The 26,066-nt window shown below is 63.8% G+C and carries 23 protein-coding genes; 19 read left to right on the top strand and 4 right to left on the bottom strand.

Annotation, left to right across the window (positions count from 1 at the left end):
- Positions 1-22 precede the first annotated feature (22 nt).
- Positions 23-949: a hypothetical protein gene (locus tag ACF07D_RS08270; protein ID WP_391504566.1), complete on the bottom strand. Its 927-nt coding sequence runs from the start codon at positions 947-949 to the stop codon at positions 23-25.
- 101 nt (positions 950-1,050) lie between these two features.
- Between ACF07D_RS08270 and lepA the strand changes: the two genes are divergently transcribed.
- The 12 genes from lepA to ACF07D_RS08210 all read left to right on the top strand — a co-directional run bounded on the left by lepA (position 1,051) and on the right by ACF07D_RS08210 (position 12,556).
- Entirely contained in the window at positions 1,051-2,904 is a 1,854-nt protein-coding gene (lepA, locus tag ACF07D_RS08265; RefSeq protein ID WP_391504565.1) for a translation elongation factor 4, read from the top strand.
- 29 nt (positions 2,905-2,933) lie between these two features.
- Positions 2,934-3,734: a DUF1990 family protein gene (locus ACF07D_RS08260; RefSeq protein ID WP_391504564.1), complete on the top strand. Its 801-nt coding sequence runs from the start codon at positions 2,934-2,936 to the stop codon at positions 3,732-3,734.
- 2 nt (positions 3,735-3,736) lie between these two features.
- Positions 3,737-4,978, top strand: coding sequence for a radical SAM family heme chaperone HemW (gene hemW / locus ACF07D_RS08255; RefSeq protein WP_391504563.1), 1,242 nt, complete (start codon positions 3,737-3,739; stop codon positions 4,976-4,978).
- Between the two features lie 45 nt (positions 4,979-5,023).
- Complete coding sequence (hrcA, locus tag ACF07D_RS08250) at positions 5,024-6,055, top strand: heat-inducible transcriptional repressor HrcA (RefSeq protein ID WP_391504688.1); 1,032 nt, start codon at positions 5,024-5,026, stop codon at positions 6,053-6,055.
- Between the two features lie 76 nt (positions 6,056-6,131).
- Positions 6,132-7,223 (top strand): molecular chaperone DnaJ, encoded by a 1,092-nt coding sequence (gene dnaJ / locus ACF07D_RS08245; protein WP_391504562.1) that lies wholly within the window; start codon positions 6,132-6,134, stop codon positions 7,221-7,223.
- A gap of 2 nt (positions 7,224-7,225) precedes the next feature.
- A complete protein-coding gene (locus tag ACF07D_RS08240; RefSeq protein ID WP_119283915.1) occupies positions 7,226-7,960 on the top strand; it encodes a 16S rRNA (uracil(1498)-N(3))-methyltransferase in 735 nt (244 codons plus the stop codon).
- Between the two features lie 99 nt (positions 7,961-8,059).
- A complete protein-coding gene (locus ACF07D_RS08235; protein ID WP_391504561.1) occupies positions 8,060-8,407 on the top strand; it encodes an HIT domain-containing protein in 348 nt (115 codons plus the stop codon).
- Between the two features lie 28 nt (positions 8,408-8,435).
- On the top strand, positions 8,436-9,563 hold the full coding sequence (locus tag ACF07D_RS08230; protein ID WP_391504560.1) for a PhoH family protein: 1,128 nt from the start codon (positions 8,436-8,438) through the stop codon (positions 9,561-9,563).
- The gene (ybeY, locus tag ACF07D_RS08225; protein ID WP_119283912.1) at positions 9,560-10,015 is read left to right on the top strand and encodes an rRNA maturation RNase YbeY; all 456 of its coding nucleotides are present in this window, start codon (positions 9,560-9,562) and stop codon (positions 10,013-10,015) included. Before ACF07D_RS08230 ends, ybeY begins: the two co-directional genes overlap by 4 nt.
- 5 nt (positions 10,016-10,020) lie before the next feature.
- Positions 10,021-10,926, top strand: a complete 906-nt coding sequence (locus ACF07D_RS08220; RefSeq protein ID WP_391504559.1) for a hemolysin family protein — start codon at positions 10,021-10,023, stop codon at positions 10,924-10,926.
- Positions 10,923-11,894, top strand: coding sequence for a GTPase Era (gene era / locus ACF07D_RS08215; RefSeq protein ID WP_391504558.1), 972 nt, complete (start codon positions 10,923-10,925; stop codon positions 11,892-11,894). The genes ACF07D_RS08220 and era overlap by 4 nt, the downstream gene beginning before the upstream one ends.
- Before the next feature lie 275 nt (positions 11,895-12,169).
- Positions 12,170-12,556 carry a DUF5684 domain-containing protein gene (locus ACF07D_RS08210; protein ID WP_255807769.1) on the top strand — a complete coding sequence of 129 codons (387 nt, stop codon included), beginning with the start codon at positions 12,170-12,172 and terminating at the stop codon, positions 12,554-12,556.
- On the opposite strand, the gene ACF07D_RS08205 is transcribed toward ACF07D_RS08210, so the two are convergent.
- On the bottom strand, positions 12,553-14,358 hold the full coding sequence (locus ACF07D_RS08205) for a DUF2207 family protein (protein ID WP_391504557.1): 1,806 nt from the start codon (positions 14,356-14,358) through the stop codon (positions 12,553-12,555). The two genes, ACF07D_RS08210 and ACF07D_RS08205, sit on opposite strands and share 4 nt — an antisense overlap.
- Before the next feature lie 155 nt (positions 14,359-14,513).
- Here ACF07D_RS08205 and leuA point away from each other — a divergent pair, with 155 nt between their 5' ends.
- The 7 genes from leuA to ACF07D_RS08170 all read left to right on the top strand — a co-directional run bounded on the left by leuA (position 14,514) and on the right by ACF07D_RS08170 (position 23,888).
- The gene (leuA, locus tag ACF07D_RS08200; protein ID WP_255807767.1) at positions 14,514-16,280 is read left to right on the top strand and encodes a 2-isopropylmalate synthase; all 1,767 of its coding nucleotides are present in this window, start codon (positions 14,514-14,516) and stop codon (positions 16,278-16,280) included.
- Positions 16,281-16,383: 103 nt separating this feature from the next.
- Entirely contained in the window at positions 16,384-16,992 is a 609-nt protein-coding gene (gene ruvA / locus ACF07D_RS08195) for a Holliday junction branch migration protein RuvA (protein ID WP_119283907.1), read from the top strand.
- Positions 16,993-17,000: 8 nt separating this feature from the next.
- Positions 17,001-17,996, top strand: coding sequence for a Holliday junction branch migration DNA helicase RuvB (gene ruvB, locus ACF07D_RS08190; protein ID WP_119283906.1), 996 nt, complete (start codon positions 17,001-17,003; stop codon positions 17,994-17,996).
- Between the two features lie 91 nt (positions 17,997-18,087).
- Complete coding sequence (gene yajC / locus ACF07D_RS08185) at positions 18,088-18,567, top strand: preprotein translocase subunit YajC (RefSeq protein ID WP_391504556.1); 480 nt, start codon at positions 18,088-18,090, stop codon at positions 18,565-18,567.
- A 52-nt stretch (positions 18,568-18,619) separates the two neighbouring features.
- A complete protein-coding gene (gene secD, locus ACF07D_RS08180; RefSeq protein ID WP_391504555.1) occupies positions 18,620-20,455 on the top strand; it encodes a protein translocase subunit SecD in 1,836 nt (611 codons plus the stop codon).
- Position 20,456: 1 nt separating this feature from the next.
- Positions 20,457-21,482 carry a protein translocase subunit SecF gene (gene secF / locus ACF07D_RS08175; protein ID WP_391504554.1) on the top strand — a complete coding sequence of 342 codons (1,026 nt, stop codon included), beginning with the start codon at positions 20,457-20,459 and terminating at the stop codon, positions 21,480-21,482.
- 201 nt (positions 21,483-21,683) lie between these two features.
- Positions 21,684-23,888 (top strand): bifunctional (p)ppGpp synthetase/guanosine-3',5'-bis(diphosphate) 3'-pyrophosphohydrolase, encoded by a 2,205-nt coding sequence (locus ACF07D_RS08170; protein ID WP_255809753.1) that lies wholly within the window; start codon positions 21,684-21,686, stop codon positions 23,886-23,888.
- A 55-nt stretch (positions 23,889-23,943) separates the two neighbouring features.
- On the opposite strand, the gene ACF07D_RS08165 is transcribed toward ACF07D_RS08170, so the two are convergent.
- A complete protein-coding gene (locus ACF07D_RS08165) occupies positions 23,944-24,591 on the bottom strand; it encodes a hypothetical protein (protein WP_391504553.1) in 648 nt (215 codons plus the stop codon).
- Between the two features lie 78 nt (positions 24,592-24,669).
- Positions 24,670-25,896, bottom strand: a complete 1,227-nt coding sequence (locus tag ACF07D_RS08160; RefSeq protein WP_255807762.1) for a DUF349 domain-containing protein — start codon at positions 25,894-25,896, stop codon at positions 24,670-24,672.
- Between the last annotated feature and the right edge of the window lie 170 nt (positions 25,897-26,066).

Below are 26,066 nucleotides of genomic sequence, written 5' to 3'. Positions count from 1 at the left end.
GCCGCGTAACGGTAGGCGACGGCTATGCGCGGGGACGGATGTTCGCGATCCGAGCCGCTCGACGGTCTTTCGGCGCGTCGCTGTCGAGCGCGAACGTTGTTTCAGCGAGGCTTGGCCACCGGGCAGGCCAGAGGCCGACCTCTCTCGAATCGTTTGGCTGCCACTCTGCGTTGGCCTCTTCATGTTCGATCGTGAGCTGGGCGAGCATGCCCGACTCGATATAGAGACGGAGCACACGCGTCTTGCCTGTGGCGGGGTCAGCGAAAGACGCCGACACGGGGAATCGTTGAACGTGCGGCACTGCGCGGGGCTTGGACTCTGCCTCTGCGACGTCGATCGAGATGACGTCGTAGGAGCCTGAAACCCCCTCCCAGAGCTGTTCGCGTGCTGAGTCGAGCTGCGCGAGCAGCGCCCCGGCGCTGGGCTCGGCACTGTAATCAAGCATTCCCGCTATGACTGCCCGTGCGCCGTCGGGGAGCTCGGCGAATTCGGGGTGGCCGCCGGCGCCCACGTCGAGGCCAGATAGGCCGCGCGGGTGGAGACCGCGTGTGATCCTGCTCGCCCGGATAACCCCGGGCAGTTGTGCTGCGAGCGATATTGCGACCCCCGAGACCGCGAGAACGAGGCGTGGGCGCGAGACGCCCCGTCGCACGAGCGCTCGCTGGAGGCGCGCGTCGAACGCTTCCCCGACCTCAGAGAGACCGAGCACGGCGCCACCTGCTGCGACAGCGGCGGCGGAACGGGAGGTTGCGCTTGTGCCTGGCGGAACATCGGTCGCGATGTCGGCAGCGGTCAGCCCGGCGATGCCGAGCCGGTAAGCGGCACGCTTACCCTTCGTAAGCTTTGCCGGGTCGATAAGGGTCGCCGCGCCGAGCGCGATTGCGAGCAAGGCGGCCCGCTCGGGGCGTCCTGGCGCGAGAACGCGTCGGAAGAACTGTGAAGCAGACACGCTGTCATCCTACGGGGCATGGCTTGGAGAGCTCTGCCCGCAAAGAAGACCCGCGGTGAGCTGGTGCTGAGAGCGGCTGGTACGTGAGATAATGGCTGGCAATGTCTCCACGCAGTCTGAAACCACCGGTGCCGGCGTCGACCGACCCCACGATGATCCGTAACTTCTGCATCATCGCGCACATCGACCACGGCAAGTCGACGCTTGCCGACCGCATGCTCCAGGTCACCGGTACGGTGGCCGATCGCGACATGCGCGCCCAGTACCTCGACAATATGGATATCGAGCGAGAGCGCGGAATCACCATCAAGTCGCAGGCAGTGCGTATGCACTGGCAGTCGGAAGGTGGTGAGTATGCCCTCAACATGATCGACACTCCGGGTCACGTCGACTTCTCGTATGAGGTCTCTCGTTCGCTTGCTGCCTGCGAAGGCGCGATCTTGCTCGTTGACGCCGCGCAGGGAATTGAGGCTCAGACTCTCGCGAACCTATACCTCGCGATGGAGAACGACCTCGAGATCATTCCCGTGTTGAACAAGATTGATCTACCCGCGGCCGACCCTGAGCGGGTCGCCCGCGAGATCACCGACCTCATCGGCGGCGATCCCGACGAGGTACTCAAGGTGTCCGGCAAGACTGGCGCTGGCGTCGAGGAGCTCCTTGACGTTGTCGTTGCGCGCATCCCAGCGCCGATCGGAGAGACCGATGCGCCGGCTCGGGCGATGATCTTCGACTCGGTCTATGACCCGTACCGGGGTGTTGTGACCTACGTTCGAATGGTCGATGGCAAGCTCACGCCCCGTGAAAAGGTCCAGATGATGTCGACCGGCGCCGAGTACGAGGCGCTCGAGATCGGCGTTTCCTCGCCGGGCCCGACTCCCACCAAGGGGCTCGCCGTCGGCGAAGTCGGCTACCTCATCACCGGCGTGAAGGACGTGCGCCAGTCGAAGGTTGGCGACACCGTCACGAGCAAGCCTAAGGGCGCCACAGAGGCGCTGCCAGGCTACACGGACCCGAAGCCGATGGTCTTCTCGGGCCTGTATCCGCTCGACGGCTCCGATTACCCCGTGCTCCGCGAGGCGCTCGACAAGCTCAAACTCTCAGACGCGGCACTCCAGTACGAGCCGGAAACCTCGGTTGCACTCGGCTTCGGCTTCCGCTGCGGCTTCCTCGGACTGCTCCACCTCGAGATCATCACCGAGCGGCTGCGCCGCGAGTTCGATCTCGATCTCATTACGACGGCTCCGAGCGTGATCTACGAGGTCACGAAGGAGGACGGTACTGAGGTCACCGTGACGAACCCGTCCGAGTACCCCGACGGCAAGATCGCGAGCGTTCGCGAGCCCATGGTGCGCGCGGCAGTGCTTGCGCCGAAGGACTACGTTGGCGCGATCATGGAGCTCTGCCAGTCGCGGCGCGGGAGCCTGCTTGGCATGGAGTACCTTGGTGAGCGCGTCGAGCTCCGCTACAACATCCCGATGGGTGAGATCGTCTTTGACTTCTTTGACCACCTGAAGAGTCGCACCCAGGGGTACGCGAGCCTCGACTACGAGCCGAGTGGCGAGCAAGAGGCGGACCTCGTGAAGGTCGACATCCTGCTGCAGGGCGAGGCTGTCGACGCATTCTCCGCGATTGTTCATCGCGACAACGCGTACTCCTACGGCACGATGATGACCGAGCGCCTGCGCAAACTCATCCCGCGTCAGCAGTTCGAAGTGCCCATCCAGGCTGCCATTGGCGCCCGTGTGATCGCCCGCGAGAACATTCGCGCGATCCGCAAGGACGTCCTCGCGAAGTGTTACGGCGGCGACATCAGCCGTAAGCGCAAGCTGCTCGAGAAGCAGAAAGAGGGCAAGAAGCGGATGAAGATGGTCGGTCGCGTCGAGGTGCCACAGGAGGCATTCATCGCCGCGCTGTCTGGCGACGTCGAGGGTAAGGAATCGTCGAAGAAGTGACAGGTCCACGCAGGTCTAGTTATACGAGCATGCCAGTTGCGTATGCGGCGATCGGGGCGTCTGGCGCACCTGATCTCATGCGGTTCCCGCCGGCTGGCAGCACCCCATACGAGGAGGCGTTGCAGCTCGGGAGCGGCCAAGAGCGTTTCCTCGCTGCAGCGAATCAGCTCATGACCTGGGGCGCGCACCGCGCCGCTGGCCTCACTGTCAGCGACATCGTGCTCGGCGAGCAGGCCGACTACGTTGGCGTGCAGTTTGACGATGGTGGAACGCCTGAACTTGGCGAGGAGCCCGAGGAGCTATTCAGCCCTGAAGGTGAAGCCTACGTGCTGCCAGGTACCACCGCGACGCTCACCTCCGACGCCGCAAAAAAGCCGCGACCAATCCTCGTGATTTCGACTGTTGACGAGCCCCAGCGGCTCGGATTCGCCTGGGGCGACCGCGAGACTGTCTCAGGTTTCGGCGAGCAGTTGCTGACTGTCGAGCAGCGAGCTGACGGCACCGTCTGGGCAGTGGCTCGGGGCTTCACTTTCCTGACGAGCTCGGGGCTCATGGCAGGGATCAAGCAGCGCGGCGAACTGCGTGACGTGATCGAGCTTGCGCAGGCGCTCGTTGGGGCTCTCGCTCCTGGCGCCGCTATTCGCGGCGGAGTCGCTTCGACGGGCGACGGAGGAAGCGTATCCGCGGACGAGTCGAGCGACCCCGACGCCGACGCCAGTGCCAGTGCGGATGCCAGTGCCGATGGCGACGCGAGTGTCGACGCCGGAACGAGCACTGGGGCCGGGGCTGACAGCGTGGAGACTGACGGCGACACTTCGCGGGACGACTGATAATGCCGAGTGTGCTCCCCGAAGGCGATCCGGCTCCGGCCGACGGGGCACTCCCGGCGAGCGTGCTCGCGGGCGCGCCCGATCGCGCGTTTGGCGTCTACGTCCACGTGCCATACTGCAGGGTGCGCTGCGGCTACTGCGACTTCAACACCTACACTGCGAGTGAGCTTGGCGGTGGCGCGAGCCAGGCCGGATACGCTGCTGAAGCTGCGACGGAGCTGAGCTTTGGCGCCAAGGTGATGCGCGCGGCCGGGCTCCCCGATCGCGAGGTATCGACTGTTTTCTTCGGGGGAGGCACCCCGACGCTTTTGCCTGCGTCTGATTTGGCAATGGTGCTCGGTCGCATCCGAGACGAGTGGGGGATTGCCCCAGGCGCTGAGGTGACAACGGAGGCGAACCCTGATTCGGTCGACGCTCAGTACCTCGACACACTCGCCGAGGCCGGGTTCACCCGGGTGAGCTTCGGGATGCAGTCGGCGATGCCCCATGTGCTTCGCACGCTCGATCGGACGCACAGCCCCGAGCGGGTCCCTGTTGTCGTTGACGCCGCGCGCGCAGCCGGCCTGCAGGTGAGCCTTGATCTCATTTACGGCACGCCTGGCGAGTCGCTCGCCGACTGGGAGCGTTCGCTTGATGCCGCGCTCGCGAACGAACCTGACCACCTCTCGGCGTACGCGCTGATCGTTGAGGCGGGTACGAAGCTTGCAGGGCAGATCCGGCGCGGCGAAGTCGCGGCTCCAGACGACGATCTGCACGCCGAGATGTACGAGCTCCTCGACTCCAAGCTCTCCGGAGCGGGCTATGACTGGTACGAGATCAGCAATTGGTCGCGTTCTCGCGAGACGCGGTCGCGACACAACCTGTCGTATTGGACCGGCGAAGACTGGTGGGGCGCGGGCCCCGGCGCTCACAGCCACATTGGGGGCCTGCGATGGTGGAACGTGAAGCATCCGCGGGCCTACGCCGAACGGATGGGGCAGGGCCTGTCTCCGGCTCACGCCCGTGAGCTCCTGACTGACGAAGCACGCTATAGCGAGCGCGTATTGCTCGAGACCCGCATCGCTGACGGCTTCGCGATCGACGCTCTCAGCGAACAGGGTCGGGCCGCCGTGCCCGCTCTGATCGCGGATGGCCTCGTGGATGGCCGCGCGGCGCTTGGGGTCGGCGGGACCGAGCGCAGGATCGTGCCGACGCTCCGCGGCCGGCTGCTGGCTGACACAGTCGTCGGACATCTCCTTCGGTAGTAGACTGGCACTCAGGTTGTTCGAGTGCCAGAAAGGCGGTGCGTGATGGTTCCAGAGCGCAGTCTCGCCGTGCTGCACGCCATCGTGAGTGACTACGTCGCGCTCAACGAGCCCGTCGGCTCGAAATCGATCGTGGAGCGCCATTCGTTTGGCGTATCTGCCGCGACGATTCGCAACGACATGGCGCTGCTTGAAGACGACGAGCTTATCGCTCAGACCCACACGTCTTCGGGGCGGGTGCCAACCGACAAGGGCTACCGCCTGTACGTCGACACACTCGCGAAGCTCCGGCCAATGACAGCCGCGCAGCGTTCGGCGATCGAGCGGTTTCTTGGCGAGTCGAGTGATCTTGACGACGTCATGGCGCGCACGGTGCGCCTACTGTCGCAGCTCACGAATCAGGTTGCGGTCGTGCAGTATCCGTCGCTGCGCACAGTCGCCGTCAGGCACATTGACCTTGTCGCTCTCGGCGAGAATCGAGTGCTCTGCGTGCTCATCCTCGGAAACGGAGTTGTCGAGCAGCAGACGGCCATGCTTCCAGCGGAGCGTGCGAACGAACCGTGGCTCACAGCCGTTCGCGAGCGTATCGCAGCGAACATTGTTGGCCAGGACATCGACGCAGCAGATCGCGCTGTGGCCGAGCTTGCCGCGACGGTGCACACGTTGGTTGGTCCTGCCGACGCGCCACTCGCCGAGCTTGTGCTTGGGGCGGTTTCGCAGCAGCTGCAAGCAAACCGCAGCGACAGGATCGCCGTGGCGGGCGCAGCAAACCTGACAAGGCCGGGAGAGTTTGCCGGGGCGCTACCGACGGTGCTCGAAGCAATTGAGGAGCAGGTGACGTTGCTTCGGTTGTTCGGCGAACTTGTGCAGGACGAGCGCGATATCGCCGCTTCGATCGGGCGCGAGAATGAGGCGTATGGGCTCTCCGATGCGTCGATCATCGCGACAAACTATGAACAACTAGGCGCGTCCAGACTCGGCGTGCTCGGTCCGATTCGCATGGACTACGCCGGGAATATCCAGGCGGTCCGTGCCGTTGCCAGATACCTCAACAAGCTGTTGAGCGAAGACCGCTGAGGGCTTCGGGTCTTGCGCGTGCGCGCTAGCCGGTCCCAGCACCATTACCCAATCCACGACACCTAGGAGTACAACAGTGGCGGATCACTACGAGACGCTCGGCGTTTCTCGCGAAGCGAGCCTCGAAGAGATCAAGAAGGCGTATCGCAAGCTGGCTCGCCAGCTGCACCCCGATGTGAACCCGAGCGACGAGGCCGCCGAGCAGTTCAAGAGCGTCACGCACGCCTATGACGTGCTGAGCGATCCCGAGCAGCGCCAGCGCTATGACATGGGTGGTCAGCAAGGTGGAGCCGGCGGGTTCGGCGACATCTTCGAGACCTTCTTCGGTGGCGGTTTTGGTGGCGGCTCTCGCGGGCCCCGTGCCCGCGAGGAGCGGGGCGAGGATGCGCTGATTCGCGTCGACGTGAAGCTCTCAGAGGTGATCTTCGGCGTGCAGCGTGACATCACGGTGAACACGGCCGTGCTCTGCAATACGTGCGGTGGCAACGGCTGCCAGCCTGGCACGCACCCGGTAACGTGTGACGTCTGCCGTGGGCAGGGTCAGGTGCAGCGCGAGGTACGGTCGCTGTTTGGCAACGTTGTGACGATGCATCCCTGCGGGAGCTGCCAGGGGTATGGCACGATCATCGAGAACCCGTGTGTTGAGTGTGCAGGAAAGGGCAGGTTGCGCGAGCGTCGCTCGATGCAGGTCGACATTCCCTCGGGCATCGACACGGGCACGCGCATGCAGATGCGTGGTGGCGGCGAGGTCGGGCCGTTTGGCGGGCCGAACGGGGACCTGTTCATCGAGTTCCGCGTCGAACACGACGACGTCTTCAGCCGCGACGGCAACGATCTGTTGAGCACGATGCAGGTCTCGATGACTGATGCGATCCTCGGCACCGAGGTTGAGGTCGATTCACTTGACGGGAGCGTGAAGGTCGAGATTCCGGCTGGCACCCAGTCGGGCGATCTCCTGTCAGTTCGCGGCCGCGGCATCCAGGGACTGCGCTCGACGTCTCGCGGCGATCTGAAGATCGCGATGCAGGTCGCCACACCGACGAAGCTCTCGCACAAAGAGAAGTCGCTCGTTGAACAGTTCGCGAAGCTCCGCAAGGAAGAACCACCGCACTTCGGGGAGTTCAAGCAGAGCTTCTTTGGCAAGCTGCGCGACCGATTCTTCGGGTAGCCGTGGCGAATCTCTACTTTGACGAGTCTCTCGTCGCGACCGCGCCGGGGCGTCAGCTCACGATCTCGGGAGACGAGGGCCGCCACGCCGTTCGGGTGAGCCGGCTGCGCGTTGGCGAACACACGATTGTCGGCAACGGCTCTGGCCTCAGAGCGTTCGGCACCGTTGAGGAGCTGGGCCGCGATAGCTTTACTCTGACGGTCGAGCGCGTCGAGGTGACGCCTGCACCGACCCGTCGGATTGTGCTCGTCCAGGCGCTCGCAAAGGGAGACCGTGATGAACGCGCCGTCGAACAGGCGACCGAGTTCGGTGTCGACGCGATCCTGCCGTGGCAGGCGGAGCGCTCGATCTCGCGCTGGAGCGGTGACAAGGCAGAGAAGGGCGTCGCGAAGTGGTCGCGCATCGCACGAGAGGCGTCGAAGCAGTCGATGCGCGCCTGGATCCCGGAGGTGCTCTCGCCTGTGACGACGGCCGAACTCGCCGGCGTTAACGGTGCCCTTCTCGCGCTCCACCCACGTGGCGAGGATCGGTTGAGCGCATGGAGGCCAGCTGGCGACCACGACGTGTACCTTGTGGTCGGCCCTGAAGGCGGACTGAGTGACGCCGAGCTTGAGGCGCTCACCGCGCCGGGCCCAGGAGAGCGGCGGATTGTGCTGCTCGGCGACGACGTTCTCCGAACTTCGTCGGCCGGCCCCGCAGCTATCGCCGTGCTCAACGCGTCGCTAGGACGCTGGTGAGTGTCAGTTTTCTCGCAGCAGCGACCGCCAGTGAACTGCAAAGTGCTGCTCACACCCACTCCCTCCCGCTGATCCGCACGGCGAAGGTAGACTGAGTGCATGGCTGAAGAGACCGTATTTGGCAAAATCATTTCGGGAGAGATTCCGGCGACGCTGCTCGCTGAGACCGATCGCGTCATCGCGTTCCCCGATATCAACCCGCAGGCGCCGGTGCACATCCTTGTCATCCCGAAGACGACCGAGTACCGAGATGTGACAGAGCTCGCCGCAGGCGATCCAGAGCTCCTCGCCGAGATCGTCGCCGTCGCAAAGCAGCTCGCCGACGAACACGCAAACGGCGAGTACCGCTTGATCTTCAACAACGGCGCGAGCGCAGGGCAGACTGTGTTCCACGTGCACGCGCACATCATCGCGAACCTTGAGGAGCGATCCCTCCTTGGGTTCTGAACCGAATGCGCCGCGAGCCGAGAGCGACATGACGGGGAACGACGCCGAGGCCGACGCGCCTGGCGAGCGGCGGACGGAACCGCAGCTTGAGCGCACCGTGACACTCACCGGTGTCGAACTCGCGTCATTCCTCGGCCACCGAGACCAACTCCTTGCCGACCTCGAATCGCAGCACCCAAACGTGCAGTTCAACGCACGCAACGACGTGCTGTCAATCCGCGGCGAGACGAGCGCCGTCCGAGCTGCCGAGCAGCTCGTGCGCGAGATTCTCGAACTTGCGCGCCGAAGCGGTACTGTGTCGCGCACCGACGTGCGCGCGATCGCAAAAATGGTGCGCGACGGAGACGGACCGCGCGCCGCTATCACCCTGAGCGAGCCGATCCTGACCGTGCGCGGTAACTCGGTTCGTCCGCAGACGCAGGGGCAGCGCGAATACGTGAACGCGATCGACGCGAACACGATTGTGTTCGGGCTCGGCCCAGCGGGCACAGGCAAGACGTATCTGGCGATGGCGAAGGCTGTGCAGGCGCTGCAGCGGCGCGAGGTCTCGAAGATTGTGCTCACTCGGCCAGCCGTTGAGGCTGGCGAGCGCCTCGGGTACCTTCCTGGGAGCCTTGAGGACAAGATCGACCCGTACCTGCGGCCGTTGTTTGACGCGGTCGGCTCGATGATGGATCAGGATCTCGTACCGAAGCTACTCGCGAACGGCACAATCGAGGTCGCGCCACTCGCATACATGCGCGGTCGCACGCTCAATGAGGCGTTCGTCGTGCTCGACGAGGCGCAGAACACGACGCCGGAACAGATGAAGATGTTTCTGACCCGGCTCGGCTACGGCTCGAAGATTGTCGTCACAGGGGATATGACGCAGGTCGACCTGCCGATCAAGCAGAGCGGGTTGCGCGTCGTGACTCGCATCTTGCGCGGCGTCGAAGATATTCATTTCGCCGAACTCACCGCGGACGACATAGTTCGACACAGCCTCGTCGGCAGGATCGTCGACGCGTATGCCTCGTACGATGAGCGCCAAACTGGCGGGCCGGGGAAGTTGGGCTCGCGCTCGAGCGGCAACTCGAGCACTGGCCACGAGAGCACTGGCGAAGCCGCCCCTGACACGGACACCACAGACATCACAGAAGGGAAGCGCGACCGATGAGCGTCGAGATCAACAATGAATCAGGGGTCGCCGTCGGCGAAGACCGGCTGCAGCGGCTCGTGAGCTTTGTGCTCGAATCGATGTACGTGCACCCCGATACCGAGCTCAGCCTCATGTTCGTCGACGAGGCAGCGATCGAACAGCTGCACGTCCAGTGGATGGACGAGCCTGGACCGACAGACGTGCTCAGTTTCCCGATGGACGAGCTGCGCCCCGGGCGACCCGACGCACAGGCGCCCGCAGGTCTGCTCGGCGACATCGTTGTGTGCCCGCAGGTCGCCCTCGTGCAAGCCGAGAACGCCGGTCATTCACTCGAGCAGGAGCTCACCGTGCTCGTCACGCACGGCATGCTTCACCTGCTCGGCTTCGATCATGGCACCCCCGATGAGGAGGCCGAGATGTTCGGCCTGCAGCGCGATCTTGTTCTCGCGTTTAGCACTCGAGAACGGTGAGCTCGGTGAGCGACGACGACCTCCCGCCGCTGTTCGAGCGCGCGAGCACCGCTGTCCGGCGGATTGCTGAGCGCGTAGCTCTCGGTCGTGGCCGCGTGCGCGACGAGCAGCAGTTGTTGTCGATGGTTGACCAGGCGACCGAACTCGCCCTCCTCGAGGAAGGCGACAGGGACTACATCCACTCGATTGTGGAGTTCGGCGACACGCTCGTGCGAGAGGTCATGGTGCCCCGCACCGACATGGTCACGGTCGACTCTGAGGTGTCCATCCGAGACGGACTCGAGCTGCTGTTGAACTCGCGACACTCGCGTGTTCCGGTCGTCGGTGATGATGTTGATGAGGTACTCGGGGTGATGTACCTACGGGATGCGAGCGGCTTCGTACTGCGGCGACCTGAAGAAGCAGAAGAGGCCCTCGTTACCCGAATCATGAAGCCCGCGATGTTTGTGCCCGAGGTGCAACGCGCCGATAAGCTGCTGCGTCGGATGCAGCAAGAGTCGAACCATCTCGCACTCGTCGTCGACGAGTACGGAGGCATTTCCGGGCTTGTCACCCTCGAGGACCTCATCGAGGAGGTGCTCGGCGACATTAGCGACGAGCACGACCGCGAAACCCCAGAGGTTGTCGAGGAGGCCCCTGGCCTGTTCCTTGTGAGCGCCATGTTGCCCATCGACGACCTTGGAGAGCTCTTCGAGATCGAACTCGACGATGAGGAGGTCGACACGGTCGGCGGACTCTTCGCCAAGTGGCTTGGCAGGCTGCCGGAGGTTGGCGATCGCGTGAGCGGCGAGGGCATCGAGCTCGAGGCCATCGACACCGAGCGCCGACGCAAACGACTCATTACCGCGCGCGCCCGCGCGATTCACGAACCCGCGGAGCCCGCGGCACAGACCCCTGAGGACACCGCATGAACGTACCCGACACGAACAGTCCAGAGGCAGCAGACACTGCGAATGGTGGTGAGGTGCCCGCGACCGAGAATTTCCGGGCAGGATTTGTCTCATTCGTCGGCCGTCCGAACGTCGGTAAGTCGACGCTGACGAACGCGCTCGTTGGTGAGAAGATCGCGATCACGAGCCCGAAACCGCAAACCACGCGCCGGGCGATCCGCGGCATCGCGCACAGGCCAGACGGCCAGCTCATCATCGTCGACACTCCCGGCATCCACCGTCCCCGTACGCTGCTGGGCGAGCGCCTGAATGCGCTCGTCGAGTCGATGCTCGGCGACGTCGACGTCATCGGGTTTTGCGTCCCAGCGAATGAGAAGCTCGGTCCTGGCGACAGGTTCATCAATGACAGGCTGAACGATTTTCCGCGGGCGAAGAAGGTTGCGATTCTCACGAAGGTTGACGAGGCATCAAAGTCGGAGATCTTTGACCAACTCCTGCGCCTAGGGGAGCTGCGCGAGTGGGACGCAGTGGTGCCGATTTCTGCTGTCACCAGAGAGCAGCTCGACATCTTGAGCGATGAGCTGCTGCAGCTGATGCCTGTGTCGCCGCCGCTCTACGACGATGAGTCGTCAACAGACGAGTCTGAAGACGACAGGATCGCCGAACTTATTCGCGAGGCAGCGCTCCGTGAAGCCCGTGAGGAGCTTCCACACTCGCTCGCTGTGACGGTCGACGACCGCGAAGAGCGTGAGCCAGAGAGCGAGGGCGAACTTGGGCTGCTCGAGCTCTATGCATCGCTCTACGTCGAGCGCGACAGTCAGAAGGGCATCGTTATCGGCAAAGGTGGCTCTCGCCTGCGTCAGATTGGCGAAGACGCACGGCGCGAGATCGAGGCGTTGCTCGGACGCAGGGTCTACCTGTCGCTCCGCGTGAAGGTGATGAAGGAGTGGCAGCGCGACCCGAAGGCGCTCGGCAGGCTTGGGTTCTAGCGAGCCAGTTCGCACGCACGCGACACTGTAGCCGGTGGGAGCCACCAGCGCCCACCGGCTGCGCGCTGGTGGCTCCGGCGCTAACATCCAAGCGCTCGTCCCGTTGCCGCGTGTGGTAAGTGGAGCTGCCGGCATCACTGGCGACGTCGCGAACCCGTCGTTGCTCCTATTCAGCTAGCCTGCTGGGCGGCCGTAGTGTGAGGTTTCAGGCGCCGTTGATCCGTTCAGCTCGATGAACGTCGACGCGGGCCGCTCAGACTCATAGACTTGTCCGCATGCTCCCATCGAATACGCCAATGGACGAGGCAATTGCCGCGATCTTCTCAGGCACGACCTCTGTCATCGCCATCATCTTCTACGTGGTATTCGCGATTGCTGCGTGGAAGATGTTCTCGAAGGCCGGCTACCCCGGAATCCTCGCGTTCATTCCCATCGTGAACGTGATCCTCGTCGTGAAGATCGCGGGCTACTCGGCGTGGATGTCGCTGCTCTATCTGATTCCGATCGTCGGCTTTATCTTCGCGATTTTCGTCGCCCTGCGCCTCGGTGCCAACTTCGGGAAGGGGGGCGCATTCTCAGTCTTCCTGTTGTGGATGTTCCCCGTCATCGGATACTTCATCATCGGCTTGGGAGACGCACGGTACCAGCCGCGGGCCCACTAGCGGCCTCCGCTGAAACCGCCTCCGCCGCCTCCGCCAGCGAAGCCTCCGCCTGTCGAGCCGCCTGAACTCGACGAGGTGTAGCTCACCGAGCTTGACAGCGATTCGGTGTAGCTCGCGAGCGTGCTCTGGAAGCTGCCGAGACCGTGCACGGCGAGCGCCGGGTACCAGTAGGGCACGTAGTTCTGCTGCTGCTCGTAATGCACCTGCAGGGTCTTCGTCCACTCCTTCTCGAGATTGAAAAGCATCGCGTAGGGGAGCAGCCGCTCGTATAGGTGGATCACCGCCATGCCGTCGACCTCCCGGCGCTCGGCACCGCTCGCCGACTGCAGCGTAGTGATCCTGTCTTCCTCAGCGACCTTGATGAAGAGGCGAACTCCCTCAAGGTACTCCCGAGTTTCGGCCCCGAGGCGAGTGTGCACGGTGTGCTTGACGGCGGCGAACACGCCAACTCCGGCGAGGAGCAGGCCGCCGAAGAGGAAGAGTGCAGGCAGCGCGGAGCCGCGCGTTGCGAGCCCGACGATCCCCAGCGCCAACAGCACCGCTCCAATTGCGATCGTCGTGTACCCGAACGCCCGTCCGCCCGGCGCGTGGGCCTTCTCGAGGTAGCCTCGCGCAACGGCCGCAGCAGCGCCTGAGGCAGTCAGCTTCGTCATCTTCTCGGCGAACTTTGTGCTCTTCTGAGGAATTGCCTTCGCGGCGCCCGGCTCGGCCCCGGGCACGAGGGCAGCGAGCGTGCGCGCGTCGAGCTCGTCAACTGCCCGTTGTGGATCGAGCACCCGGACGATCTGGGCGCGCTTGCTCTTTCTCTTGCCGGCGCGCTCGTCCTCTTCAAGCCGAGTCGCCCCGAGCACCGCCAGGTGGATGATCTCCGCGGCCGCCGGCGCAGCGGCACCTCCGCCAAAGACCGGAGCAGCGAGCAGCGGCGGGAGACTCGTGGGAACGTCGTACTGGGGCACGATGGTTCCCCGAGCAGTGCTGCGCTTGCCTCGGAAGCGCGCGACGCTGATCCCGCCCGCGACCGCTGTCGCCAGACCGGCCCCTCCGATAATGATCGGCATGCCGTCGAGCGCGAAGTTTGGCAGGCGCTGTGGCGGCTGCGCGACGGCGCCTGGTGTGAGTCCGATTGCGACGGTGACGCCTTCCCGTGGGCCGAGCGGGAGATCGGAAACGCGGATCGGATCCGCCTCGGTACCGGAGCCGGTCATGGCGCACTCGGCCGTGCTTTTGGGGGGCCCGAAGTAGCACCTGCCGTTGCCGTCGAGGCTCGGCGCTATGGCGTCGGAAAACGACACCTCGGCGCTGAAGTTGGCGACGGGCTGCGCGTGTTCGAAGTCGAGGAGGTCCCAGTAGAACTCGTCCGCGGCGTCGTCATCGCGGGGGAGCACGACGTCGGAGAGCGTGTAGCTCAGTACGTACGTTTGGGGGCCGTGCACGTAATTGTCGTCGCCGACAAGCACGATGCGGAAGCCATCCTCATCGTCGACCTCGAACGGCACGGACGTGCCCCCGGCGTCGGTGACCGTGAAATCGCGCGGATCCGTCGAGGCGCGTTCATAGTTGATCGGGATCCCGCGGACGATGCCCCGGTTCTGGTCGGTCTCGGGGAAGCGTGGACTGATGGTTTCGGTCACCGTTGCAACTGCGCGGCCCGCATCGTCCACTCCGACTTCGGCGTCGACGTGCCACGAGTCGTACGAGAAGTCGTCGACGTCCGCGAAGGCGGGGCTTGCCGCAAGCGTCGGAACGACGAGTAGACCCGTGGCGGCGAGTACGAGCGAGCTTGTCCGCAGAAATTTTCGCATATCGTCGAGGTTACGCTAAACTGTTCCCATGCTGTTCGGCTCGCTTCTTCTTAGCTGCCGCGACGAGTCCTCGACTTCGAACTAATTCAGTCTCAGGCCTTCCTCGTCGCGGTGTTTGTGTTTGGCTGAGCGAACGAAACGAAGAAGGAAACGTCATGAAGAACATGCAGCAGCCCTCCGGTATGCCAATCCACCGCTACCGTCCGTACAGCGAGATCATTCCCGTTGAGCTGCCCGATCGCACCTGGCCGACGAAGCAGATCACTGAGGCGCCACGCTGGTGCGCCGTGGACCTTCGCGACGGCAACCAGGCGCTTATCGATCCCATGAGCCCCGAGCGCAAGCGGGTCATGTTCGACCTGCTCGTGCAGATGGGCTACAAGGAGATCGAGGTCGGGTTCCCATCGGCGAGCCAGACCGACTTTGACTTTGTTCGCCAGCTCATCGAAGAGAACGCGATCCCTGACGACGTTACGATTCAGGTGCTCACTCAGGCGCGCGAGCACCTCATCACCCGCACCTACGAGTCGCTTGTCGGCGCGAAGCAGGCGATCGTGCACCTGTACAACTCGACCTCCATCTTGCAGCGCGATGTGGTGTTCCGCTCAGACCGCGAGGGGATCAAGCAGATCGCCGTCGAGGGAGCCAAGCTCTGCCGTGCGGCTGAGCACATCTGCGAAGACACAGATATTTACTATGAGTACTCTCCTGAGTCGTACACGGGCACAGAGCTCGAATACGCTGCGGAGGTCTGCAACGCCGTGCTCGAGGTGTTTGAGCCGACCCCAGAGCGCAAGGTCATCATCAATCTGCCCTCGACAGTGGAGATGGCGACGCCGAACGTCTACGCCGATTCGATCGAGTGGATGGGGCGCAACCTGAACCACCGTGAGAACGTCATCCTGTCGCTGCATCCCCACAATGACAGGGGCACGGCGGTTGCCGCGGCAGAGCTCGGCTACATGGCTGGAGCCGATCGCATCGAGGGGTGCCTGTTTGGCAACGGTGAGCGAACCGGTAACGTCGACCTCGTCGCGCTCGGCATCAACATGTTCACCCAGGGTATTGACCCGCAGATCGACTTCTCCCGCCTTGACGAGGTTCGCCGCACTGCCGAGTACTGCAACCAGCTGCGCGTCCCCGAGCGGAGCCCGTGGGCGGGTGACCTCGTCTACACCGCGTTCTCCGGCTCACATCAGGACGCGATCAAAAAGGGCTTCGAGCGTATGCAGGCTGACGCCGACGCCGCAGGCGTCTCGATCGATGAGGTCGAGTGGGCAGTCCCGTACCTGCCAGTTGACCCGAAGGATCTCGGTCGCTCGTACGAAGCCGTCATTCGCGTGAACTCCCAGTCAGGCAAGGGAGGCGTTGCCTACCTGCTGAAGACGGACCACTCGCTCGACCTGCCGCGCAGGCTGCAGATCGAGTTCAGTGCCGTGGTGCAGGGTGTCACCGACTCCGAGGGTGGCGAGGTCTCAAGCGATGCCATCTGGACAATTTTCCAAGACGAGTATCTGCCCTCGACAGGGGTCGACGGCGTCGAGCGCTGGGGGCGTTACGAGCTGTTCCGCACGTCAAGCGTCAGCGCTGGCGACGGTGTCACGAACCTCACCGTCGAATACCGTGACGGTGACGAGCAGCGCGAAGAAACCTCCCAGGGCAACGGGCCCGTCGATGCGTTCATTAATTCCCTGAACGATTCTGGTCATGCCGTCACGCTGTTTGATTATGTCGAGCATGCGATGAGCGAGGGTGGTGACGCTGTCGCAGCCGCCTACGTTGATCTCGAGGTTGACGGCCAGCGCCTGTGGGGCGTCGGTATCGACCCTGACACGAGCCGTGCGACGTTGAAGGCAATCGTGTCCGCAGTGAACCGTTCGGTCCGCAACTCAGCTGCGCAGCGCGAAGCGGTTTCCGCTTAGCTCCCTCGGTGCAGAACCCCGCTGCCCCACCCTATTCGCACATATGTTCGAATTTGCGGTGTGGCGCAGCGGGGTTTGTGCGTCATCCCCATAGGCTTGGCGTGTGATTGCTTCGTTACGCGGTGAAGTGCTGGCCTCTGGTGCCGGCTGGGTAGTGCTTGGTGTTGGCGGTGTCGGCATGCGTGTTGAGGTGCCGAGCGGTCGCATGGCGCAGCGCACACCGGGGGAGCAACTCTTCTTGCACACCTCGCTTGTTGTGCGCGAGGATTCGCTCACGCTCTACGGCTTCGAGACCGAGGCGGAGCTCGCGACATTCGGGTTCTTGATCGGCGTCTCGGGAGTCGGGCCCCGATCCGGCCTCGGCGTGCTCTCTGAGCTGTCGCCGGGCGAGATTGTTCGCGCAGTCACCGCCGAAGACGATAAGCCGTTTCGCAAGGTGTCTGGGATCGGCCCGAAGACCGCAAAGCTCATCACTGTTTCGCTCGCTGGCAAGCTGAGCGCGCTCGCGTTCGAGGACGCCGGCGAGGAGGCGGTGGTTGCCGCCCCGGACGAAGCGCTGATCGAAGCCGTCACCGAGGGCCTGCAGGGACTCGGCTGGAGCGAGGGTGAGGCCCGTCAGGCGGTGAGTGATGCCCGTGACGCCGGCGCCGAGATGACGAACGCGCAACTGCTACGAGCTGCGCTCACTCTGCTGCAGCGGGGGCGCCGATGAGCGCGCCAATGTCCGGGGAGCTCTCACCCCAGGCGCTGCCCACCGAGGTGAGCTACGAGGGCGCGCTCCGGCCAGGATCGCTCGCCGAGTTCGTCGGACAAGAAAAGGTTCGTGAGCAGCTCGGCCTGCTCCTCGGGGCAGCCCAGATTGACGGCCGCACGCCCGACCATATTTTGCTTGCCGGGCCGCCGGGCCTTGGTAAGACAACTCTGTCGATGATCGTGGCGACCGAGCTCGGGGTGCCGCTCCAGCAGACGTCTGGCCCCGCGATCCAGCACGCAGGTGATCTCGCTGCGGTGCTATCGGCACTCACGCCCGGTGAGGTGTTGTTCATCGATGAGATTCACCGAATGGCACGCAGCGCCGAGGAGATGCTCTACCTTGCGATGGAAGACTTCAAAGTCGACATCATGGTTGGTAAGGGCGCAGGGGCAACGTCGGTTCCGCTCGAGCTTGCCCCCTTTACCCTTGTCGGTGCGACGACGCGAGCTGGCCTGCTGCCGAATCCGCTGCGCGACAGGTTCGGGTTTACCGCGCACCTCGAGTACTACGCCACCTCTGAGCTGGAGGGGGTACTGAGCCGCGCCGCGGGACTACTCGACTTTCCGCTCCACGATGCCGGAGTCGTCGAGATCGCCGGGCGCTCGCGCGGGACGCCGCGCATCGCGAACAGGCTTCTGCGTCGAGTGCGGGACTACACGCTGGTGCACGGCACCCAGCCCGACGAGCGTTCTGTTCGGGCCGCGCTCTCGCTGTATGACGTCGACGAGCACGGGCTCGACAGGCTCGACCGGGAGGTGCTGCGAATCATCGTCGAGCGCTTTGCTGGCGGACCGGTTGGGCTCTCGACTCTGGCGGCCTCGGTCGGGGAGGAGGCTGAGACGATCGAATCCGTTGTCGAGCCGTTCCTCATGCGGGCTGGCCTTATCGCAAGGTCCCCGCGTGGCCGTATCGCGACCTCGCTCGGGTGGGCGCATCTGGGGATCGCCCCACCATCCCCATAGGGTGCTGGCGCTCGCAGGAAACCCCGCTAGACTTGTGCAGTCCGTGCGTGTTCAAGGGCGCGCTCACTAACTTTGGAAGGGTCTCCGCCTCATGGATCCGATGACACTCATCATGCTTGGCCTCGTCGCCGTGCTCATTTTCTTCATGTTCCGCAACAGCAAGAAGCGCCAGGCGCAGATGGCAGAGATGCAGAACAACATGCAGCCGGGTGCAGAGGTCATGCTTCAGTCAGGGATCTACGGCACCATCGTTTCTGTCGATGAGGAAGAGAACCGCGTCACCGTGCAGAGCGGCACGAGCACGCTCGTTGTCCACCGCAACGCTGTCGGCCAGATTGTGACCCCCGCAGATGCGCCCGTTGAGGAGAACGAAGCAGCGACGCTCGCTCCCGACGACGACCCAGAGTTTGGCGAGCGCTTCGCTGCGGCTGATGACGCAGCGACTGAGGCAGAGTCGACAGTTGATTCGGCAACTGATTCGGCAGTCGATTCAACAATCGATGCAGCGACAGATCTCGGCGGTGCAACCTCCGCTGAGAAGCGCGACGACAAGAACTCCGACAAGGAGTAAGGACCCTCCGGTGTGATGCTTCACACCGTTATCTGAAAGCGAGACAGCTGTCTTGGCGAAATCATCCGTCGCGCCCGCGGTGCGGAGCGCACGTCGCTCGCTCATTTTCCTGCTCGCCATCATTGTCGGACTCACTGGGCTCATCACGCTCGGTGTGTTCCGCAGTGATGCGACCTGGACTCCGAAGCTAGCGCTCGACCTGCAGGGCGGCACGCAGATTCTGCTTGCCGCAAACCAGAACGACGGCAAAGCCGTCACCGGTGAGCAGCTTGACCAGGCTGTGGAGATCCTCCGGCAGCGAGTGAACGCTTCTGGCGTTTCTGAGGCCGAGATCACCACGCAGGGAAACAACCATATCTCGGTTGCGATTCCCGGCAAGGTCGATGACGCAACGCTCCAGCGCATCCAGGCTTCGGCTGCGCTCGACTTCCGTGGGGTCTTCCTGGAAGCGGCCGCTGGTGCGGCGCAGCCCGAGGACACCGGCGAAAGCGTTGAGGGCGCGGATGGGGATGCCGCCGCTGGCGACAATGCCACCGATGAGGCGGCTGCCGGTGACACTGCGGCAGATGCCGCCACTGGCGACTCGGCAGACGAGCCCGCAGCTGACGGCACTGCCTCGGACGCAGACACCGGCGACCTGTACCCGGATCCGCTCCCGTCGGATCCGGCGGATCAGGCCTGGCTTACTCCTGCGCTTCTCGAGGAGTTCGCGTCGTTCACTTGCACATCAGACAACGCGCTTGAGGTTGCGAACGCCGCTGACGACAAGCCGCTCATCACGTGCGATGAGACAGGCATGCTGAAGTACGTCCTCGGTCCTGTAGAGCTCTCGGGTGACGTCATCACTGATGCTGTCTCGCAACAGCAGTCGATTCAGGGCGGCACCGGCACTACTGGCCGCTGGGAAGTCGCAATCACGATGAACAAGGAGGGCTCGCAGAAGTTCGGCAAGGTCTCGACCCGCCTCTACGGGAAGCAGCCCCCGCTCAACCAGTTCGCGTTCGTGCTTGACGGCAAGGTCATCTCGGCCCCGACGATGAACGCGCAGATTCTTGATGGTCGCCCGGCGATCTCGGGTAACTTCACCAAGGAAAGTGCCCAGGTGCTTGCCGATCAGCTGAAGTTCGGCGCCTTGCCCATGAGCTTCACCGTGCAGAGCCAGGAAGATATTTCTTCGACCCTTGGTGCAAACCAGCTGCTCGGCGGGCTCCTGGCGGGCCTGATCGGCCTCGGCCTCGTCGTCGTGTATTCGCTCTTCCAATACCGACTGCTCGGCACGCTCACTATCGCCTCGCTGGCGGTCGCAGCGATCCTGACGTACCTGCTGCTCACGTTCTTCTCGTGGCGCCAGGGCTACCGATTGTCGCTCGCCGGTGTCGCGGGCATCATCGTTGCCATCGGCTTCACGGCCGACTCATTTATCGTCTACTTCGAGCGCATCCGAGACCAGCTGCGCGACGGCTTCGGCATCAATGCCGCGGTCGAGGGTGGATGGAAGCGCGCGCTTCGTACAATCCTCGCCTCCGATGGCGTGAACTTGCTCGCTGCAGTCGTGCTGTTCGTCCTCGCCGTCGGCAATGTGAAGGGCTTCGCCTTCACCCTGGGCCTGACAACGATCGTTGACGTGCTCGTTGTCGCACTCTTCACCCACCCGATGATGACGTTGCTCGCCCGGACCCGTGTCTACAGTGGCGGCTACAAGTTCTCGGGGCTCGATCCCCGCCAGCTTGGCGCCGTCTACCAGGGCCGCGCGAAGTTCCGAGAGCCCGTCGTGGCTTCGAAGGGCAGCGGCAAGAAGGTCGCAAAGAGCCGTGGTGAGGCCGAGCGTCGCCAGACGATCGCCGAGCGCAAGGCAGCCGAGTCTGCCGGCGCAGGAAAGGAGAGCTGAAATGGCTCGCTCATTCGCTGAATTTGGCAATGCCCTCTACACCGGCGAGAAGTCGATCGACTTCGTTGGCAGGCGCAAGCTGTGGTACACGATCTCGGCAGTCCTGTTGATCATCGCCGTCGTTGGTCCCTTCCTGCGCGGCGGGTTCCAGCTGGGAATCGAGTTCACTGGTGGAAGCCAGTTCCAGGTGCACGTGGCGAACAGTCAGGATCGCGATCCTGACGTGGCCGCCAAGGCTGTCGCCGAGACGCTGCCGGGCTCTGCGCCTCGTATCTCGGTGCTCGGCCAGAATGAGGTCCGCGTGCAGACCGAAGCGCTCGATGATGCCCAGAACAAGGCAGTCACCGAAGCGCTCGCCAAGGGCTACGGAGTCGACGCTGATGAGGTCACGTACTCGTTCATCGGCCCCGTCTGGGGGCAAGACATCACGAAGCAGGCGATTATCGCCCTCGTCGTGTTCATCCTGCTTGCTGCTCTTGTCATGGCGATCTACTTCCGCACCTGGAAGATGTCGCTTGCAGCGATGCTTGCGCTGTTCCATGACCTCATCATTACAGCGGGCGTCTACGGTCTCGCCGGGTTTGAGGTCACCCCAGCGGCGATGATTGGCTTCCTGACGATCCTTGGCTACTCCCTGTACGACACCGTCGTGGTGTTCGACAAGATCCGCGAGAACACGAGCCCTGGTGAGCTGAGCGATTCCCGCACATATAGCGAGGCAGTGAACCTCGCAGTGAACCAGACCCTTGTTCGGTCGATCAACACCTCAGTCGTCGCGCTGCTGCCGGTCGCCTCGATCCTGTTCGTTGGCGCTGGCCTACTCGGGGCGGGTACGCTGCGTGACATCTCGCTCGCGCTCTTCATCGGCATCCTCGCAGGCGCGTACTCGACGATCTTCGTCGCATCGCCCGCCTACGCCCACCTTCGAGTAGGCGAGAAAGAGATCAAGGAGCGCGACGAGCGCATCCTGCGTCAGCGCGCGAAGCAGGTGGAGTCCGATCTCGTTGAGGCGGCGCCCGCAAGCTAGGTGCTGCTCGGAGCTTCGAGCACGATCCAGAAGAGGGGTCCTTCTTACCAGGGAGGGCCCCTTTCTGCGTAGAAACCACGGGGTGTCGCACACACGATTCAAGGAATGCGCACACCCTGGTGTAACGTTCAATCAGTTGAGGAGGCTGCGGTGGTGAGTTCAGACGCGACACAGGCGAATACGACTTCGCTGCGCCGGTTGGTGCCGCGAATTTTCTCACGCGGCGCCACCCACGGCGCGATTGAAGAGGTGATGCGCACCGTGCGTGCGAATTACCCGCGCGCAGACCTCTCAGTCATCTCACGCGCCTACGACGTCGCAGAGCGCGCTCACCGTGGTCAGAAGCGTAAGAGCGGTGAGCCATACATCACTCACCCGATCGCTGTCTCGAAGATCCTCGCTGATCTTGGCGTCGCGCCCGTCGCGATCGCTGCAGCGCTGCTGCACGACACGGTCGAGGACACCGAGTACTCGCTCGAAGAGTTGACGCGCGACTTCGGCGAAGAGATCGCAATGCTCGTTGACGGTGTCACGAAGCTCGACAAGGTGAAGTACGGAGACTCCGCGCAGGCGGAAACCGTGCGCAAGATGGTTGTTGCAATGTCGAAGGACATCCGCGTGCTTGTCATCAAGCTCGCCGACAGGCTCCACAACGCACGCACATGGGGTTTCGTCTCTGGCGATTCGGCGAAGCGGAAGGCGCAAGAGACCCTCGAGATTTACGCACCGCTCGCGCACAGGCTCGGCATCCAGTCAATGAAGACCGAGCTCGAAGACCTCTCGTTCGCCGTGCTGAAGCCCAAGCTTTACGCTGAGATCGACAATCTCGTGAAGCAGCGCAACCCGCAGCGCGACGAACTTGTTGGCAAGGTGATCGGTTCAATCGAGACTGACCTGCGCGAGGCGCGGATCAAGGGCGAGGTCACGGGGCGCCCGAAGGAGCTGTACTCGATCTATCAGAAGATGATCGTGCGCGGCCGTGACTTCGACGACATCTACGACCTTGTGGGCATTCGCGTGCTTGTGAACTCAATTCGCGACTGTTACGCAGTGCTCGGAGCGGTGCACGCTCGGTGGACGCCGATTCCGGGCAGGTTCAAGGACTACATCGCGACACCGAAGTTCAATCTGTACCAGTCGCTACACACCACAGTCATTGGCCCCGACGGTCGTGCGGTCGAGATTCAAATCCGCACCGTCGAGATGCATCAGCGTGCAGAGTACGGCGTCGCGGCTCACTGGAAGTACAAGCAGCGTCAGCCCGGGGCAGACAAGCAGACAGCCTCGAACGATATGGCCTGGCTCGCACACATCTCTGACTGGCAGGCCGAAACGGAGGATCCAAGCGAGTTCCTCGACGCCCTGCGTTTCGAGATTGGTGCGAAGGAAGTCTATGTCTTCACCCCGAAGGGGCGAGTCATCGGACTTCCGGCGGGCGGCACGACTGTCGACTTCGCCTACGCGGTGCACACCGAGGTTGGTCACCGCACGATGGGAGCTCGGGTGAACGGGCGGCTCGTGCCGCTCGAAACCGCCCTGCAAAACGGCGACGTGGTCGAGGTCTTCACATCGAAGGACCCGAATGCGGGCCCGAACAAGTCGTGGCTTGGCTTCGTGAAGAGCAAGCGGGCACAGAACAAGATTCGGCAGTGGTTCACCAAGGAACGCCGTGAGGAAGCCGCAGAGACCGGCAAGCAGGAGCTGACGAAGGCGCTCCGTAGGCAGAGTCTTCCGCTGCATCAGGTGATGAACTCCGAGGCGCTCCAACAGGTTGCGCTGCAGCTCAACTACGCTGACGTGACAACTCTGTACGCTGCGATCGGCGAGGGCAACGTCTCGGCGCAGTCGGTCGTAGAGAAAGTCGCTGCTCTGCTGTTCGACGATCAAGCATCGACTGAGCCGGCCGCGCTGAGCGTTCCGCTCGTTGACACTCCGCGAGCGCAGCCGACCCGTGCCACGTCGAGCGGCGTTGTCGTCAAGGGCGCATCAGACGTGCTTGCGAAGCTCGCAAAGTGCTGCACGCCAGTGCCTGGCGATGAGATTCGCGGGTTCGTGACAAAGGGACAGGGCGTGTCAGTGCACCGCACTGACTGCCACAACTTTAAGAGCCTGCAGTCGCAGTCTGAACGCGTTGTCGACGTGGAGTGGGCGCCGACATCGAAGAGCGTGTTTCTGGTGCAGATTCAGGTTGAGGCCCTCGACCGCTCTGGCTTGCTCTCAGACGTGACACGGACGCTCTCTGAGCACCACGTGAACATCCTGTCAGCATCCGTGAACACGTCGAGCTCTCGCCTTGCGATCAGCAGGTTCCTCTTCGAAATGGCGAACGCAACCCACCTCGATCACGTGCTGAACGCTGTGCGGCGCATTGACGGCGTGTACGACGTCTATCGGCTGACGAACTGACGCACGCCTGTGTCGCGTGACCGCCATGGTGGCGACAACCCGACGCGCCGCGCGGCTATGCGCCCTGAGGTGTGGGTCCGAGCGCTCGTAGGCGTTCCCTGACGCGAGTCCGGTCGATAGGGCTCGCCGCATCCGCTCGGGTCGCCAGCCTGTCGGCAATTCCCGGTTCTGTGAGCATGAGGAGCCGGGCTGCAACGAGCCGTGCGGCGGTGAAAGGCTCCGGGGAGCGCAACAGGTCGTAGACGGTGCGAGAGCGGCTTGTCACGCCGTATTCTCCGATCCGCGCGATATCTCCCTCCACGAGACGGAAGTGGCTGATGCTTGCGAGGCGCCGGAGACCAACGAGTTCGAACCCGGCGGGCGCGCGGCCGCGCAGGGTAATGAGTCTCATTCTGGGGCCGGGGGACCTGCATGCTCCCCAGATCCACGCAGCCGTCTGTTCGGCGGCAGCGTAGCGTTCGAGGAGCAACCCGCCGAGCGCTGCGCAGCGACTTTTCTCGGTGTCAGGCCACGACACAGGGCGTAGCCCTGGCCCGCTCCGTACGAGCGTCCCTGTGAGCAGCGCAGCCGAGCGGAGAGCTGGCGCCCAGTGATCAACTCGCGGCGGCGACGGGATGGGCCGAGTCGTCGATGGCGGTGTTCCGCTCGATTGCGGGTCAGCCCGCGCGGTCGGAACTTGCCTGGAAGAGCTGTGTGAGGTCATGCCCCAAGAATGAACGCCCTGCCCAGGGGAAACCAGGGCAGGGCGTCTATCTGTGGATAACTGTGTCTTCCGCGAACACTAATCGCCGAGCGCGGCGAGCCACGACTTCTGGGTCGCGAGCTTCTCTTCGGCCGAAGCCTTCGCCTTCGCATCCTTGGCGCCCGCGATCTCGGCCTCGAGCTCGGCGATCGACGACTCGAGCTGACCGCGCAGCCCCTCGCTGCGGGCCTTTGTTTCCGGGTTGGTCTTCCGCCAGTGCTCCTCTTCGAGGCCCTTCACGTGCTCCTCAATGCGGCGCAGCTGGCCCTCGATGTCACGAAGTGCTTCGCGAGGCACGCGGCCGATCTCGTCCCAGCGGAGCTGGATCGCCGTGAGCTGCTTGCGCGCGGCAGTGTGCTCACTGAGCTCAAGAATCGGCTTCGCGTCGTCGAGAACTGCCTGCTTCGCGACGAGGTTTGCCTGGTACTCCTCGTTGGTCTGCGCGACCTCCTCGGCCTTCGCCTGGTAGAGCACGTCGCCTGCAGCCTTGAAGCGCGCCCAGAGCTGGTCGTCGAGCTTGCGGCTCGCGCGGCCGGCCTGCTTCCAGTCTTCGAGCAGATTGCGGTACGCGGGGATTCCGTCGAGGCCGCGGTCTGCGAGCGCTTCGGCAGCAGCGATGAGCTTCTCCTTGCGCGTCTTCACATCCTTGTTGTTCGCATCCATCTGGGAGAAATGCGCGCGGCGAGCAGTATCAAAGCTCTGGCGGGCGGCCCGGAAGCGCTTCCACATCGCATCGGCCTGCGGCTTCGGTACGTGGGGGCCCGAACGCTGCGCGTTCTGCCACTCGGTGAACAGCCGCTCGAAAGCTGCGCTCGTGTCCTTCCACCGGATCGATGCTTCGGGCTGTGCTGCGAGCTGTTCGGCCTCCGCCACGATTGCCTCACGCTTTGCGACGGCCTCTTCGCGCGCTGCCTCGCGCTCCTGCTGCTGCTGTTCGCCGAACGCTGCAGCCTTCTCAGCGAGCTTCGCAACGCGGGTGCGCAGTGAGGCGATGTCGCCGACTGCTGCGGGCTCCACGAGCTGCTCCTCGAGCTTCTTCACGGTACCCGCAACCGATGCGTCGGCGGTGCCGCGTGCAATGCGCGCCTCAAGCAGCGTTACGGCGCCGGCGAGGTCCGCGAACTTCCGCTCGAAGTACGCCAGGGCTTCCTCGGGGGTGCCGTCTGGGAACGCGCCGACTGCACGCTCGCCCTCTCCCTCGCGTACGTAGACCGTACGATCGTCGCCAACCCTGCCCCAGGGCTTCTCGTTCGTCGCTTCACTCACCGTGTTGCTCACCTGTCGTGTGGGATCGGCTGTACCGACCGCGTTACTAGATAGACCCCTCCACTATGCCACAGAGCGCCTTGCTGAGCATGATTGTCGGGGGTGGTCGGTAGCATTGTGTCGTGACCCAGATTCAAGGCCCGGCCGCTTCGACGGCTCCGTTGGCGGTG

Source organism: Leucobacter sp. NPDC015123 (assembly GCF_043080205.1).
GTDB classification, from domain to species: Bacteria; Actinomycetota; Actinomycetes; order Actinomycetales; family Microbacteriaceae; genus Leucobacter; species Leucobacter aridicollis_A.
Note: the sequence above shows the minus strand (reverse complement) of the source record. Positions and strands in the feature narration are given on the sequence as shown.

Bases quoted from the DNA above. Each gene is read 5' to 3' on its own strand.
- secF (WP_391504554.1), top strand. From the start codon at position 20,457: ATGGCTCGCTCATTCGCTGAATTTGGCAATGCCCTCTACACCGGCGAG.
- ACF07D_RS08205 (WP_391504557.1), bottom strand. From the start codon at position 14,358: ATGCGAAAATTTCTGCGGACAAGCTCGCTCGTACTCGCCGCCACGGGT.
- leuA (WP_255807767.1), top strand. From the start codon at position 14,514: ATGAAGAACATGCAGCAGCCCTCCGGTATGCCAATCCACCGCTACCGT.
- ACF07D_RS08235 (WP_391504561.1), top strand. From the start codon at position 8,060: ATGGCTGAAGAGACCGTATTTGGCAAAATCATTTCGGGAGAGATTCCG.
- ACF07D_RS08230 (WP_391504560.1), top strand. From the start codon at position 8,436: ATGACGGGGAACGACGCCGAGGCCGACGCGCCTGGCGAGCGGCGGACG.
- hrcA (WP_391504688.1), top strand. From the start codon at position 5,024: ATGGTTCCAGAGCGCAGTCTCGCCGTGCTGCACGCCATCGTGAGTGAC.
- lepA (WP_391504565.1), top strand. From the start codon at position 1,051: ATGTCTCCACGCAGTCTGAAACCACCGGTGCCGGCGTCGACCGACCCC.
- ACF07D_RS08210 (WP_255807769.1), top strand. From the start codon at position 12,170: ATGCTCCCATCGAATACGCCAATGGACGAGGCAATTGCCGCGATCTTC.
- ACF07D_RS08165 (WP_391504553.1), bottom strand. From the start codon at position 24,591: ATGACCTCACACAGCTCTTCCAGGCAAGTTCCGACCGCGCGGGCTGAC.
- era (WP_391504558.1), top strand. From the start codon at position 10,923: ATGAACGTACCCGACACGAACAGTCCAGAGGCAGCAGACACTGCGAAT.
- yajC (WP_391504556.1), top strand. From the start codon at position 18,088: ATGGATCCGATGACACTCATCATGCTTGGCCTCGTCGCCGTGCTCATT.
- ruvB (WP_119283906.1), top strand. From the start codon at position 17,001: ATGTCCGGGGAGCTCTCACCCCAGGCGCTGCCCACCGAGGTGAGCTAC.
- ACF07D_RS08260 (WP_391504564.1), top strand. From the start codon at position 2,934: ATGCCAGTTGCGTATGCGGCGATCGGGGCGTCTGGCGCACCTGATCTC.
- ybeY (WP_119283912.1), top strand. From the start codon at position 9,560: ATGAGCGTCGAGATCAACAATGAATCAGGGGTCGCCGTCGGCGAAGAC.
- hemW (WP_391504563.1), top strand. From the start codon at position 3,737: ATGCCGAGTGTGCTCCCCGAAGGCGATCCGGCTCCGGCCGACGGGGCA.